Annotated in this window: 8 protein-coding genes; 3 read left to right on the plus strand and 5 right to left on the minus strand. The window is 60.8% G+C overall.

All coding sequences use genetic code 11. The features are described from left to right. Nucleotide 1: 1 nt before the first annotated feature. Nucleotides 2-841 carry a 23S rRNA (adenine(2030)-N(6))-methyltransferase RlmJ gene (gene rlmJ / locus HU762_RS19450; RefSeq protein ID WP_186639762.1) on the plus strand — a complete coding sequence of 280 codons (840 nt, stop codon included), beginning with the start codon at nt 2-4 and terminating at the stop codon, nt 839-841. 50 nt (nt 842-891) lie between these two features. On the opposite strand, the gene msrA is transcribed toward rlmJ, so the two are convergent. From msrA to aceE, 5 genes are all read right to left on the minus strand, one after another. Continuing rightward, nucleotides 892-1,539: a peptide-methionine (S)-S-oxide reductase MsrA gene (gene msrA, locus HU762_RS19455; protein WP_186639764.1), complete on the minus strand. Its 648-nt coding sequence runs from the start codon at nt 1,537-1,539 to the stop codon at nt 892-894. An 84-nt stretch (nt 1,540-1,623) separates the two neighbouring features. Next, nucleotides 1,624-4,317 carry an EAL domain-containing protein gene (locus HU762_RS19460; protein WP_186639766.1) on the minus strand — a complete coding sequence of 898 codons (2,694 nt, stop codon included), beginning with the start codon at nt 4,315-4,317 and terminating at the stop codon, nt 1,624-1,626. A gap of 193 nt (nt 4,318-4,510) precedes the next feature. Next, nucleotides 4,511-5,905 carry an alkaline phosphatase D family protein gene (locus HU762_RS19465; protein WP_186639836.1) on the minus strand — a complete coding sequence of 465 codons (1,395 nt, stop codon included), beginning with the start codon at nt 5,903-5,905 and terminating at the stop codon, nt 4,511-4,513. Nucleotides 5,906-6,199: 294 nt separating this feature from the next. Continuing rightward, the gene (gene aceF, locus HU762_RS19470; RefSeq protein ID WP_186639768.1) at nt 6,200-7,834 is read right to left on the minus strand and encodes a dihydrolipoyllysine-residue acetyltransferase; all 1,635 of its coding nucleotides are present in this window, start codon (nt 7,832-7,834) and stop codon (nt 6,200-6,202) included. 11 nt (nt 7,835-7,845) lie between these two features. Continuing rightward, complete coding sequence (aceE, locus tag HU762_RS19475) at nt 7,846-10,491, minus strand: pyruvate dehydrogenase (acetyl-transferring), homodimeric type (protein WP_186639770.1); 2,646 nt, start codon at nt 10,489-10,491, stop codon at nt 7,846-7,848. A 382-nt stretch (nt 10,492-10,873) separates the two neighbouring features. On the opposite strand from aceE, the gene glnE reads away from it, so the two are divergent. After that, nucleotides 10,874-13,813: a bifunctional [glutamate--ammonia ligase]-adenylyl-L-tyrosine phosphorylase/[glutamate--ammonia-ligase] adenylyltransferase gene (glnE, locus tag HU762_RS19480; RefSeq protein ID WP_186639772.1), complete on the plus strand. Its 2,940-nt coding sequence runs from the start codon at nt 10,874-10,876 to the stop codon at nt 13,811-13,813. Nucleotides 13,814-13,977: 164 nt separating this feature from the next. Further along, nucleotides 13,978-15,012, plus strand: coding sequence for a lipopolysaccharide heptosyltransferase II (gene waaF / locus HU762_RS19485; RefSeq protein ID WP_186639774.1), 1,035 nt, complete (start codon nt 13,978-13,980; stop codon nt 15,010-15,012). Nucleotide 15,013 lies beyond the last annotated feature (1 nt).

The raw sequence follows: 15,013 nt of genomic DNA on the forward strand, positions 1-15,013 counted from the left end.
CATGAATTATCGTCACGCCTTCCACGCCGGCAATCACGCCGACGTGTTCAAACACCTGGTCTTGACCCGCCTCATCGCCTTGATGTCGCGCAAGGATCAGCCTTTCGCCTATCTCGACACTCACGCGGGCATCGGCTTGTACGACTTGCAGGGTGACCAGGCCAATCGCACCGGTGAATACCTGGAGGGCATTGCGCGGCTGTGGGGCCAGGATGACTTGCCGCCGCTCACCGCCGACTACATGAACGTTCTGCGCGAGATGAACCCGGACGGCCAGTTGCGCTATTACCCAGGCTCACCGGAACTGGCGCGGCGCCTGACACGTGCCCAGGACCGCGTCTTGCTCAACGAGAAGCATCCCGAGGACGGCGTGCTCCTCAAGGACAACATGAAGGGTGACCGTCGCGTGGCGGTGCATCTGGGCGAAGGCTGGCATGTGCCTCGGGCGCTGCTGCCGGTGACCGAGAAGCGTGCCTTGATGCTGATCGATCCGCCGTTCGAACAGCTCGACGAGATGCAGCGCTGCGCCGCGTCCCTCAAGGAGGCCATCAGCCGGATGCGCCAGACCGTGGCGGCAATCTGGTACCCAGTGAAGGACCAACGGATGTTGCGTCGCTTCTACCAAGACTTGGCCGGCACCGGCGCACCGAAGCTGTTGCGGGTAGAGTTGCTGGTGCATCCATTGGCAACGCCCAACAGCCTGAACGGCTCCGGCCTGGCGATTGCCAATCCCCCTTGGGGACTCGAAGAGGAATTGCGGGAGTTGCTGCCGTGGCTGTCCAAGAAGCTTGGGCAGACCCAGGGTGGGTGGCAGATGGATTGGTTGATCGCTGAGAGTTGAGGCATTGATGGCGCCTGGAAGGGCGCCATCATGTGGGCAAGACCGGAAGGTCAGATCGGGCAAGTCACGCCCGTACCGCCGATCCCGCAATACCCTTCAGGATTCTTGGCCAGGTATTGCTGGTGATAGGCCTCGGCAAAATAGAACGTCGGCGCTTCGTCGATTTCGGTGGTGATTTCGCCCTTACCGGCCTTGTTCAGTTCGGCCTGGAAGATCTCCTTGCTCTTATTCGCCGCTGCCAGTTGCTCAGGCGTGGTGCAGTAGATCACCGAGCGGTACTGGGTGCCGATGTCATTGCCCTGGCGCATGCCCTGGGTTGGGTTGTGCAGTTCCCAGAACATTTTCAGGAGTTCTTCGTAGCTCACTTTTGCTGGCTCATAGACCACCAGCACCACTTCGCTGTGGCCGGTCAGGCCCGAGCACACTTCTTCATATGTCGGATTCGGCGTAAAGCCGCCCGCATAACCCACCGCCGTACTGACCACGCCCTCGCGTTGCCAGAACTTGCGCTCCGCGCCCCAGAAACAGCCCAGGCCGAAGATCGCGAAGTCCACGTCCATGGCAAACGGGCCCAGCAGCGGCGCGTCATGGACGAAGTGTTTTTCCGGCACTGTCATCGGGGTTTCACGGCCAGGCAGAGCTTGTTCTTGAGTAGGAAGCACGTTTTTGTTCACCAGGATTTCCGAGCGCAAGACCATTATCAGTCCTCTCAGTCAGATTGAGTTGAGCGAAATAGACCGTCAGTGTGCCTCAGAAAAGCGGCCGCAAGCTATAAGCGGCTGTCAGACAAGCGGCCCGCGCGGGTAGCGCTTGAGCTTCTCGATGAGCTCGGAGCCAGGGATCGGCCGGTCAAACAGGTAGCCTTGGCCGACGTCGCAACGGTGGCGACGCAGGAACGCCAGCTGCTGGGCGGTCTCGATGCCTTCGGCCACGACCTTGAGTTTCAGGTTGTGGGCCATGGCGATCACGGCGGAGGTGATTTCCATGTCGTCCTGGTTGTCCGGGATTTCGTGGATGAAGCTGCGATCGATCTTGATGATGTCGATCGGGAATTTCTTCAGGTAGCTGAGGGATGAATACCCGGTGCCGAAGTCGTCCATGGCCAGGGTCAGGCCCAGGCGCTTGAGCTGGTCGAGCTGCAGGTGGGTGTCTTCGGTGGCTTCGAGCAGCAGGCCCTCGGTCAACTCCAGTTCCAGCAATCGGGCCGGCAGCTGTTCTTCCTTGAGGATGCTGGCGATCGAGGCCACCAGGTCCGGGTCGGAGAACTGCTTGGGCGACAGGTTGATCGCCACTTGCAGGTTGCCCAGGCCGGCGGCGGTCAGTTGTTTACTCATGCGGCAGGCCTGGCGCGCGATCCATTTGCCGATGGGGATGATCAGCCCGGTTTCCTCGGCCACGCTGATGAACTGGTCCGGACGGATCATGCCTTTTTCCGGATGGTTCCAGCGCAATAGCGCCTCCATGCCCAGCAGGCGTCCGCTGCGCAGGCACAGCTTGGGCTGGTAGAACACGTCGAGCTCATTCTGGGTCAAGGCGCGGCGCAGGTTGTTTTCCACGAACAGCTTGTAGCTGGCCTCGGCGTTCAGCGCTTCGGTGAATACCTGGACCTGATGCTTGCCGTTGGCCTTGGCCTTATGCAGGGCCAGCCCGGCGTTGCGCATCAGTGTCTGGGGGTCGCGCCCATGCAAAGGTGCGCAGGCCAGGCCGACCGAGCCCGTCACGCTGATCAACTGGTTGTCGACGAACATCGGCTTGTCGAGCGTCATCAGCAACTGGCTGGCGATCTGCTGGCCGGCTTCAAGGTCGGTATCGTCCAGCAGTACCGCGAATTCATTACTGGCGAATCGTGCCAGGCTGCCGCTGGGGCTCAGGCTGTTGCGCAAACGCCGGGCCAGGCTGATCAGCAACTTGTCGCCGGTCTGGTGGCCAAGGCTGTCGTTGATGCGCTTGAAGTTGTCGATGTCCACCAACAGCAGGCTGATAGGCGAGTCGCTGTCTCGGGCGAAGCGCTCATCAAGGTTGCGAATGAAGGCCGGGCGGTTGCCCAGGTTGGTCAAGTTATCGGTATAGGCCAGGCGCTCGATGCGCTGTTGGGCGAGCTTGGTCTGGGTGATGTCTTCGTAGATGCCGATGTAGTGGGTCAGTTCGCGGTTGTCGCCATAGACCTTTGAAATCGACAGCTGGCCCCAGTAGGGCTCGAGGTTTTTGCGTCGACTCTTGAATTCGCCCTGCCAACTGTTGCTCTGGGCCAAGGCCGACGGCGCGTCGAACAGCAGTTCGCTGAGATTTTCCAGGGCGGGCAGCTCGGACAGGCGCTGGCCGTGGACTTCTTCGGTGGTGTACTGGGTGATGGCGGTGAAGCTCGGGTTGACGTACTCCACCACACCGTCGCAGTTGACCAGCAGGAACGCGTTGGCGCTTTGTTCCACGGCACGCTGGAACAGGTGCAGGGCGCTGGTGGCTGTGCGGCGGTTGTGGTTGTTGATGACCTGGGCGAATTGGTCCGCCAGTTCGCCGGCGAAGGCGATCTCGTCCGACTGCCAGGCACGAGTGGCACCCACTTGCTCCAGACACAGCACACCGACCACCTGGCCGTCGATCCGGATGCTGGCATCGAGGATCGCATTGACGTCGCGGGCGCGCAGGTTCTCGGCCATTTCTCGCGTGCGTGGGTCGCGCATTGCATTGTGGGCGTCGATGGCCCGGCAGGTCTGCAATGCTTCCATGTAATCCGGGAATTCATCGGCATTGATCACTGCCGGCAAGTAATAAGCCTGGGAGGCTCGGTTGTAGGCCGAGATCGGCAGCAGCTTGCCGTCGTCCAGATTCCAGATGCTCGCGGAGTCGATCTCATAGATGTCGCAGGCGCTGCGGGTAATCAGCTCGGCGGCTTCTTGTAGCGAATTGTTGGCGCTGTAGCGTTGCCGGGTCAGCAGCAAGATCAGGTCTTGTTGGGCGCGGACCCGATCAAGGTGCTGGAGCTGCTCCTGTTGGGCGCGCTGGTTCAGTTCCAGGGCAATTTGCAGTCTTGAATTCTGAGTTTCCAGGTCTAAGGCCGGTAGGGATGGCCCGTCTTGCAGCAAGTTGTCCACGGCGATCAGATAGCCGCGCAGCAGATGACGATTGTGCTGCTTGTAAGCCTCACCGGTTTCCAGCAGGTTCATCGGTCCCTGGGCGGTGTGCAGCGTATAGCGGATCAGGTAGTGCGACGCCTGGGCCAGCTGCTGCTGGATCGCGTCATGCAGCTGATAGCGCGCTTCAGGCTCCATCAGGCTGGCGTAAGGGGAGCTGATCAGCGAGCACAGCTCAACCGCCGGCACACCGAAGTAACGTTCGCAATTGGGATCAAGAAATAGCAGCGCCCAGCTTGCTTCATTCAGCCGTTCGAAACGCAGCATACCGAGCCGCGAGGGCACCGGTAACTGCGTCACTACCTCGGCCGCCATACGGCTGGCGGCATCGGGTTGGCTTTTCATGGGGAAACTCGCTTCGAAAATGCTGATCGCGCCGGGCTGACGCCCTCGTTATTACGGATTCCCGCAAGGTTGCATCATTGCGGCACCGGCTGACAAGAGACATGAAGGCCAAGTGCTATAAACCTTTTATCGGCCGACAAGGAGATTTCTCCAGTTGTCAGCCGATCAGAGGCACTTGTTGTGCCTTGGCTGCTCAGCGCAACGGTATATCGACGATCTCCAGCGCGGTGCCGTCACGGTCATGAAACGTCACCTGAATGCTCTGGGTCGTGACGTTCAGCTGGGCGAAATTGTCCTGGCTGATTACCTTGCTGGTCAGTTCATAGTGATAGTCGCCGCTTGGTGCCTCGGCCATGGGCTTGCCAAAAATGAAAGTCGAAGCTGTGGCGTAAGGCAACAGTTTGCTGTTGCAGAACGGCGACGAAACGATGGTATGAACCTGGAAGTCAGGATCCTGGCTATGAGCCAGGCAACTGGTCAAGGACCCATGTACGTCACCCGACACGAAAATCACGTTTTTGATCCGATGATTGCGGATGGTTTCAAGCAAGCGCAGGCGCTGCTCGGGAAAGGCCTGCCAGGCATCCCCGCCATTGAAGCTGCGGTCGGGGTAGAGCAGCACGCTCGTCACGACAAATTTGACCCGGGCGGGGCTGTTGATCAGCCAGTCGAAAAGCGATTGTTCCTGTTCTTCATCGAGGATACGCCGAGCGTGCGCCGACAGGTTGCGTCGGGTCCGGGTGTCGGTAACGAACCACTCGATATCGCCATGAGCGAACTGATACCAGTAATGCTTCAAGGAACGACTGAGCGTACCGTCATTTAAAAGTTCGTGCGCCGGGCTGTGGCTGGCCTGATAAAGTTCATACGCTTCAAGAGCATTTACATAAAGGGTCTCATCCCCTTCGTTCTTACTGGCAGGCCAGTTGTCTTCGATTTCATGGTCGTCGAGCATCATGTACGTCGGTGCGCCGGACATCAGTTTTTTAATATGGGGTTGGGAAAAGGCGCTGCGATACTTGAGCAGGATTTCCTTGAAAGTGCGATCCGGGGCAATAATATTCAAGTCATCGAGATATACCTGATCCCCGGTCATTAATACCGCACTGATGGGCGGATTGGCCTGCTCCATGATTCGATTGATACCGGCGAACGTGCGATCCCCCTGTTCCGGTCCTGCCGGAACGCCGAAGGTCATTCGCAGGTATCGGCAGGAGCCAACGATGTAGCTCCGGGCAACGTAAGGCTTGCTAGAGGGTGTTTTCAGTTCATAAATGTCCCTGGGCCACTGCAACGGCAGCTCTTGGATGGTTTCCACCGTATGGGTTGGATTCAAGAGGGTTATCCAGCCGGCCTGATATTCGTAGGCGGTGTCGGCCTGGAGGTCCTCCAGGACGATGACTTCGGACATGTCGCGGTGAGGTGTCAGTTGAACGAATTGTGCTTTTGACCATGCGGTATCACCTTTTCGCCTATAGCGAATACCAGCAAATGCCGGATTCTTATTGTTTTCTTCGCCGCGCAGGAATATGCGTGTGTGGTCGGTAGTTGTGTGGCCGACAATAGGGCCGACAGTTGGCTTTAGCATGTTCGAATCCATTCGAAGTTATATAAATTTAGTGCGAGCTGTCAGTGGGCGCGCTGAACTTATGCTATAGCTCGAGAGGCAATAAATATTGATAGGGGAGGGGGCGATTGCTGTGGGCAATTACTAACAGGGTATGTAGTCTTTTTTTGCGTAACGAGTAGGAAAAGTCGTTTAAGCACACACTGTTTTATTTCACGCAAAAAAAAGCCCCGCCAAATGGGCGGGGTTGAGGTACGAGCGTGGCGCTCGGAAAACGGATTCCCAACGGCCCTCCGCGAGGAGGGCCGTTCGGTGTCACAGCAGGATGGTGCGGATGTCGCCCAGCAGGTCGCTCAGGCGCTTGGTGAAGCGTGCAGCGGCGGCGCCGTTGATCACACGGTGATCGTAGGACAGCGACAATGGCAGCATCAGCTTCGGCTGGAAGGCTTTACCGTCCCAGACCGGCTGGATGGTGGCCTTGGAAACACCCAGGATCGCCACTTCCGGCGCGTTGACGATCGGCGTGAAGCCGGTGCCGCCAATGTGGCCGAGGCTGGAAATGGTAAAGCAGGCGCCCTGCATGTCGTCGGCGGTGAGCTTCTTGTTCCGGGCTTTTTCAGCCAGGGCAGCGGCTTCGCCAGCCAGTTGCAGCAGGCTCTTCTGGTCGACGTTGCGGATGACCGGTACCAGCAGGCCTTCCGGGGTGTCGACGGCAAAGCCGATGTGCACGTACTTCTTGCGAATCACAGCCTTGCCGCTTGGGGCCAGGGAGCTGTTGAAGTCCGGCAGTTCCTTGAGCAGGTGTGCACAGGCCTTGAGCAGCAGTGGCAGCACGGTCAGCTTCACGCCGGCTTTTTCGGCCACGGCTTTCTGTGCAACGCGGAAGGCTTCCAGCTCGGTGATGTCGGCCTGGTCGAACTGCGTCACGTGCGGGATGTTCAGCCAGCTGCGATGCAGGCTCGACGCGCCGATCTGCATCAGGCGAGTCATGGCCACTTCTTCGGTTTCGCCGAAGCGGCTGAAGTCCACTGCCGGAATCGGCGGGATACCCGCGCCGCCGGTGGCGCCTTCGGCCGGTGCGTTCTTGGCCTTCTGCATCATGGCCTTGACGTAGGCTTGCACGTCTTCCTTCAGCACGCGGCCGTGAGGACCGCTTGGGCCAACGGCCGACAGCTCGACGCCGAATTCACGGGCCAGCTGACGCACCGCAGGACCGGCGTGCACCTTGGCACCGCTTGGCGCAGGTGCGGCAGCAGGGGCTGGGGCAGGCTCGGCCTTGGCGGCGGGCGCGGCGGCTGGGGCTGGCGCTGGAGCGGCTTCAGCCTTGGCGGCAGGCGCTGCAGCCGGGGCAGGGGCCGAGGCACCCGCTACTTTCAGCTTCAGGATCAGGTCACCGGTGCCGACTTCGTCGTCCAGTTTGACCTCGACGCTTTCCACCACACCGGCGGCCGGCGATGGGATTTCCATGCTGGCCTTGTCGGATTCCAGGGTGATCAGCGACTGGTCGGCTTCGACGGTGTCGCCGGCCTTGACCAACACTTCGATGATCTTGGCCTTGCCCGACGAACCGATGTCCGGGACATGAATGTCCTGGACCGTGGCCGCGGCAGGCGCAGCAGCGGGTGCGGGAGCCGCTTCGGCAGCCGGTGCGGCGGCAGGCTTTTCAGCCGCCGCCGGGGCAGCGGCAGGGGCGGCCGCTTCAGGCGCCTCGGCGGCGCCCTCGACTTCCAGCTCCAGCAACTCGTCGCCTTCTTTCAGGCGATCGCCCAGCTTCACTTTCAGGCTCTTGATGATGCCGGCCTTTGGCGCGGGCACTTCCATGCTGGCCTTGTCCGATTCAAGCGTCAGGATGCTCTGCTCGGCTTCGATACGGTCGCCGACCTTTACAAACAGTTCAATTACTTCACCTTCACCGCTGCCGATGTCAGGTACGCGAATGAGTTCGCTCACGGAAATTCTCCTCAGCAGTCCAGTGGGTTGCGTTTTTCCGGGTCGATGCCGAACTTGGCGATGGCTTCGGCCACCACTTTAGGTTCGATATCGCCACGGTCAGCCAGGGCTTCCAGGGCTGCCAACACAACGAACTTACGGTCGACTTCGAAGAAGTGACGCAGCTTTTTGCGGCTGTCGCTACGGCCGAAACCGTCGGTGCCCAGCACTTTGAATTCCTTGGAAGGAACCCACTGGCGGATCTGCTCGGCGAACAGCTTCATGTAGTCGGTGGAGGCGATGACCGGACCTTTGCGGCCGTTCAGGCACTCTTCGACGTAGCTCAGTTTTGGCTTCTGGCCAGGGTGCAGGCGGTTGCTGCGCTCTACGGCCAGGCCGTCGCGACGCAGTTCGTTGAAGCTGGTAACGCTCCAGACGTCGGCGCCGACGTTGAACTCTTCACGCAGGATCTTCGCCGCTTCACGCACTTCGCGCAGGATGGTGCCGGAGCCCATCAGCTGGACGTGGTGCGCCGCTTCGCGGGTGTCTTCTTCAAGCAGGTACATGCCCTTGACGATGCCGGCTTCCACGCCGGCCGGCATGGCTGGCTGCTGGTAGGACTCGTTCATCACGGTGATGTAGTAGAAGACGTCCTGCTGCTCTTCGGTCATCTTCTTCATGCCGTCCTGGATGATCACCGCCAGCTCGTAGCCGTAGGTCGGATCATAGGTGCGGCAGTTCGGGATGGTCCCGGCCAGCATGTGGCTGTGGCCGTCTTCGTGCTGCAGGCCTTCGCCGTTCAGCGTGGTCCGGCCGGCGGTGCCGCCGATCAGGAAACCACGGGTACGGCTGTCGCCAGCGGCCCAGGCCAGGTCGCCGATACGCTGGAAGCCGAACATCGAGTAGAAGATGTAGAACGGCAGCATCGGCTGGTTGTGGCTGGAATACGAAGTACCGGCGGCAATGAAGGAGCTCATGGCGCCCGCTTCGTTGATGCCTTCTTCGAGGATCTGGCCCTTCTTGTCTTCGCGGTAGAACATCACCTGGTCTTTATCGACTGGCTCGTAGAGCTGGCCGACGGACGAGTAGATGCCCAGTTGGCGGAACATGCCTTCCATACCGAAGGTGCGGGCTTCGTCCGGGATGATCGGGACGATGCGCGAGCCGATTTCCTTGTCCTTGACCAATTGCGCGAGGATCCGCACGAAGGCCATGGTGGTGGAGATTTCACGGTCGCCCGAGCCGTCCAGGATAGCCTTGAGGGTTTCCAGTGGCGGCGTCGGGAGGCTGAAGCTCTTGGCGCGGCGCTGGGGCACGAAACCGCCCAGTGCGGCACGGCGCTCGGCCAGGTAACGGGCTTCGGCGCTGCCTTCTTCCGGCTTGAAGAACGGCAGGTTTTCCAGCTCGCTGTCCTTGACCGGAATGTCGAAGCGGTCGCGGAACAACTTCAGGCTGTCGACGTCGACTTTCTTGGTGTTGTGCGCGGTGTTCTTCGCTTCGCCGGCACCGGTGCCATAACCCTTGATGGTCTTGGCCAGGATGACGGTCGGTTGCTCTTTGTGATTGACCGCCTGGTGGTATGCCGCATAGACCTTGTATGGGTCGTGGCCGCCACGGTTGAGCTTCCAGATCTCGTCGTCGGACAAGTCTGCAACCATCGCCTTGAGTTCAGGCGAGTTGAAGAAGTGCTCACGGACGAACGCGCCGTCCTTGGCCTTGTAGTTCTGGTACTCGCCGTCGATGACTTCGTCCATGCGGCGTTGCAGGATGCCGTCGACGTCCTTGGCCAGCAGTGGGTCCCAGAAACGGCCCCAGATGACTTTGTTGACGTTCCACTGGGCACCACGGAACACGCCTTCGAGTTCCTGGATGATCTTGGCGTTGCCGCGAACCGGGCCGTCGAGGCGCTGCAGGTTGCAGTTGATGACGAAGATCAGGTTGTCCAGCTTCTCGCGGCCGGCCAGGGAGATTGCGCCCAGGGATTCCGGCTCGTCGCACTCGCCGTCACCCATGAAGCACCAGACTTTCTGCTTGCCGGCCGGGATGAAGCCACGCGCTTCCAGGTACTTCATGAAGCGCGCCTGGTAGATCGCCTGGATCGGGCCCAGGCCCATGGAAACGGTCGGGAACTGCCAGAAGTCCGGCATCAGCCAAGGGTGCGGATACGAGGACAGGCCGTTGCCATCCACTTCCTGGCGGAAGTTGTTCATCTGGTCTTCGGTGATGCGGCCTTCCATGAACGCACGGGCGTAGACGCCTGGCGATGCGTGACCCTGGAAGTAGATCAGGTCGCCGCCGTGTTCGTCGGTCGGGGCCTGGAAGAAATAGTTGAAGCCGATGTCATACAGCGTCGCGCTGGAGGCGAAGCTGGAGATGTGACCGCCCAGGTCAGAATCTTTCAGGTTGGTACGCATGACCATGGCCAACGCGTTCCAGCGCACCAGCGAGCGAATGCGGCGTTCCATGAACAGGTCGCCAGGCATGCGTGCTTCGTGGGTAACGGGGATCGTGTTGCGGTACGGCGTGGTGATGGCGTAGGGCAGTTGCGAACCGCTGCGGGTTGCGAGTTCACCCATACGGGTCATCAGATAATGAGCACGGTCTTCGCCTTCTTTGTCGAGAACCGATTCCAGGGCGTCCAGCCATTCCTGGGTTTCGACGGGATCGAGGTCTTGCATGGCTTGCTCCAGGGCGGAAAGGCTACCAGAATCGGTTGCCTGAGTTTGCGACTGGCCTTGTGGGCAGACGATATAAATTCTTGGATTGCCGAAGGTTGTCTCGGCGGCGTGTAGTTTTACTACAAATCGTCGGCCGTTTCAGCCTTTCGAATGTATAGACGAGTAGTAAAGCTACACCCGAGCGGCTTATGGCCCCTCGTTTCGTTGTGAGAATAATCGTTACTGTTGGTCTTTAGCCAACTCGAACAGGTAAAAACTTGATGCCGGCTGCCAATAAAACCAGAAAATCAGCTATTTATCATCTTTGTTCGACAGTCGATCAGGTAGTGGCTTTTGAAAAAACACTACATCCAGCCTTTCCCGCGCCGATCAAGGATAGACCATGAGCCTGCCCTCGCTAGCCGAAATACCGGCGATTCTCCAGTCATTGGTCAGTCGTGCCGAGCAGTCGTTCCGTGCGGCGGTCGCCGCTCTGGATGACGACCACGGGCTATCGGCCTGGACGGCGCAGCGTTGGTCCGAGTTCCACCGCATCGCCGCCGCCAGTGACTTTGTCATCGAGCAAAGTGTACGAGACCCTTCGATGCTATTGGAACTGGTGCGCAGCGGTGAACTGGACCGCAGCTTCGCCCCGGGTGAGATGCGCGCGCAGATTGCTGCCGCCGTGCAGGCCGCCGAGACCGAGGATGAGCTGGGGCGCGTGCTGCGCCGCCAGCGAACCCGTCAACAGGTGCGGATCATCTGGCGCGACCTGATCCGCCAGGCGGATCTGGTCCAGACCTGTCGCGATCTCTCGGACATGGCCGATACCTGCATCGACCAGGCCTATCAATGGCTGTACCAGCGCCTCAGCCAGCAGTTCGGCACGCCCACCGGGCGACGCAGCGGCGAACCACAGCACATGGTCATCCTGGGCATGGGTAAGCTCGGTGCGGTGGAGCTGAACCTGTCGTCGGACATCGACCTGATTTTCGCTTACCCCGAAGGGGGTGAAACCGCGGGTGTGAAGCGACCGTTGGATAACCAGGAGTTTTTCATTCGGGTCGGCCAGCGCCTGATAAAAGCGTTGGACCCGATGACGGTCGACGGTTTTGTGTTTCGCGTCGACATGCGCCTGCGTCCTTATGGTTCGGCCGGCGCGCTGGTGTTGAGCTTCAACGCGTTGGAACAGTATTACCAGGACCAGGGGCGCGACTGGGAGCGCTACGCCATGATCAAGGCGCGCGTCGTCGCCGGCGACCAAGTGGCCGGCGCGCAACTGCTCGACATGCTGCGCCCATTCGTTTACCGCCGTTACCTGGATTTTTCCGCCATCGAAGCGCTGCGCACCATGAAGCAACTGATCCAGCAGGAAGTACGGCGCAAGGGTTTGGCCGACAACATCAAGCTGGGCTCGGGCGGCATTCGCGAGGTGGAGTTCATTGCCCAGGCGTTCCAGTTGATCCACGGCGGTCGCGACTTGAGCTTGCAGCAGCGCCCGCTGCTTAAAGTGCTGAGCACCCTGGAAGGCCAGGGCTATCTGCCGGCCAAGGTCGTTAATGAACTGCGCCAGGGCTATGAATTCCTGCGTTACACCGAGCATGCGATCCAGGCCATCGCCGACCGCCAGACGCAGATGTTGCCGGACGGCCCGCAAGACCAGGCGCGCATAGCGTTCATGCTGGGCTTCGCTGATTGGCCGACGTTCCATGAACAGTTGATGTACTGGCGCGGCCGCGTGGCGTGGCATTTCGGCCAGGTCATTGCCGACCCGGATGAGGAAGAGGGTAGCGAAGGCGAAGTCGCGGTGGGCGGCGAGTGGTTGCCGTTGTGGGAAGACAGCCAGGATGAAGAGGCAGCGTGTCGTCAATTGGAAGAGGGCGGCTTCGTCGATGCGCCCAAAGCCCTGAAGGCCCTGGCGGCGCTGCGCGCAAGTCCGCAACTGCGCGCCATGCAGCGCCTGGGGCGCGAGCGTCTGGATGCGTTCATTCCGCGCTTGCTGGCCCAGGCCGTGGAGCATGCGAATCCGGATCTGGTCCTTGAGCGAGTGTTGCCGCTGGTAGAGGCCGTGGCCCGCCGTTCGGCCTATCTGGTTTTGTTGACGGAAAACCCCGGCGCCCTGCGACGTTTGCTGACGCTGTGCGCAGCGAGCCCGTGGATCGCCGAGCAGATCACCCGTTTCCCACTGCTGCTCGATGAATTGCTCAATGAGGGTCGCTTGTTCAAGCCGCCCCTCGCGCCGGAGTTGGCAGCGGAATTGCGTGAGCGCCTGACGCGCATTCCCGAGGATGACCTCGAGCAACAAATGGAAGCCCTGCGCCATTTCAAACTGGCTCACCGCTTGCGGGTCGCGGCCTCGGAAATCGCCGGGAGCCTGCCGCTGATGAAGGTCAGCGATTACCTGACCTGGCTGGCCGAAGCGATCCTCGAACAAGTGCTGGCCTTGGCTTGGCGCCAAACTGTTGCCAAGCACGGCGTGCCATTACGCACCGACGGCAGCCTGTGCGATCCGGGATTCATTATTGTCGGTTACGGGAAAGTCGGCGGGCTGGAACTGGGGCATGGTTCCGACCTGGACCTGGTGTTCATCCACGATGGCGACCCACAGGCGGAAACCGACGGCCCGAAACCCATCGACGGCGCGCAGTTCTTCACCCGGCTCGGTCAGCGGATCATTCACTTGCTGACGGCGCAGACCAACTCCGGGCAGTTGTACGAAGTGGACATGCGCCTGCGACCGTCGGGGGCGTCCGGGTTGCTGGTCAGTTCCCTTGGGGCGTTTGCCCGCTACCAGGAAAACGAAGCCTGGACCTGGGAGCACCAGGCGCTGGTGCGCGCCCGGGTCCTGGTGGGCAGCCAGGACGTCGGCCAGGCCTTCGAGAAAGTCCGCGTGCAGGTGCTGGGGCGCAAGCGTGATCTGCCGACGCTGCGCCAGGAGGTCAGCGAGATGCGCGCCAAGATGCGCGACAACCTCGGCAGCAAGGCCACTGCCGCCGGGACCGCGCCGAACGCCTTCGAGGCCACGGCGCCCTTCGACCTCAAGCAGGATGCCGGAGGTATCGTCGATATTGAATTTATGGTGCAATACGCGGCCCTGGCGTGGTCCGAGGAACACCCCACGCTGGTGCGCTACACCGATAACATCCGCATCCTGGACGGGTTGCAGGAGGTCGGGTTGATGCCGGTCGAAGATGCCACGCTGTTGCGCGAGGCCTACAAGGCCTACCGCTCCGCCGCTCACCGCCAGGCCTTGCAGAAAGACGCCGGGGTGATCACTGGCGACCAGTTCGTCGATGAGCGCCGGCAGGTGCTGCGGATCTGGCGTGAGCTGGGGCTGAGCTGAGTTTTGAGTGTGGGAGCGCATAGTCGCGAGAGGGAAATGCGACGACATCGTTGAGCAGGGTCGCTCCCGCGGTTGTAGATTGAAGGCAGCAGGCAACGACCTAAGCCACAGTGATTCTCGAGGCGGGGAGGCGTAGGCCTCCCCGTATCGTTTTTGGAAGCCACATGAATATTCTGATCGTTGGGCCCAGTTGGGTCGGTGACATGGTGATGGCGCAGACACTGTTCCAGTGCCTCAAGCAGCGTCACCCGCAGTGCGAAATCGATGTCCTGGCCCCGGAATGGAGTCGGCCGATCCTTGAGCGCATGCCCGAAGTGCGCAAGGCCTTGAGCTTTCCGCTCGGTCACGGCGTGCTGGAACTGGCGACTCGTCGACGCATCGGCAAGTCCCTGGCTGGCCAGTACGACCAGGCGATCTTGTTGCCCAATTCGTTGAAGTCGGCGCTGGTGCCGTTCTTTGCCGGCATTCCCAAGCGCACCGGCTGGCGTGGCGAGTTTCGCTACGGTCTGCTCAACGACGTGCGCACGTTGGACAAAGAACGTTATCCGCTGATGATCGAGCGCTTCATGGCGCTGGCCTACGAGCCTGGGGTGCGGTTGCCCAAGCCCTATCCGCGACCGAGCCTTGCGATCGACCCGGTGACCCGCGAAGCGGCCCTGGCCAAGTTCGGCCTGAGCCTGGATCGTCCGGTATTGGCCTTGTGCCCAGGCGCCGAGTTCGGCGAATCCAAGCGCTGGCCGGCGGAGCATTACGCCCAGGTGGCCGAGGCGAAGATTCGTGAAGGCTGGCAGGTCTGGCTGTTCGGCTCGAAAAACGACCATTCGGTGGGCGAGGATATCCGCTCGAGACTGATCCCGGGCCTGCGAGAAGAATCGACCAATCTGAGCGGCGACACGTCCCTGGCCGAGGCCATTGATCTGTTGTCCTGCGCCGATTCCGTGGTCTCCAACGACTCCGGCCTGATGCACGTCGCGGCGGCCCTGAACCGTCCGTTGGTGGCAGTCTACGGCTCTACCTCGCCAGGTTTCACGCCGCCCTTGGCCGACAAGGTCGAAGTGGTGCGCCTGGGCATCGAGTGCAGCCCTTGCTTCGATCGCACCTGCCGCTTCGGTCATTACAACTGCCTGCGCCAGCTCATGCCGCCGTCGGTGAACGATGCCCTGGAGCGTTTGCAGGGCACTCCCGTGGAGGTCCGTTAAC

Origin of the sequence: Pseudomonas sp. SWRI92, assembly GCF_014268685.1 — a bacterium.
Taxonomy (GTDB): domain Bacteria; phylum Pseudomonadota; class Gammaproteobacteria; order Pseudomonadales; family Pseudomonadaceae; genus Aquipseudomonas; species Aquipseudomonas marvdashtae.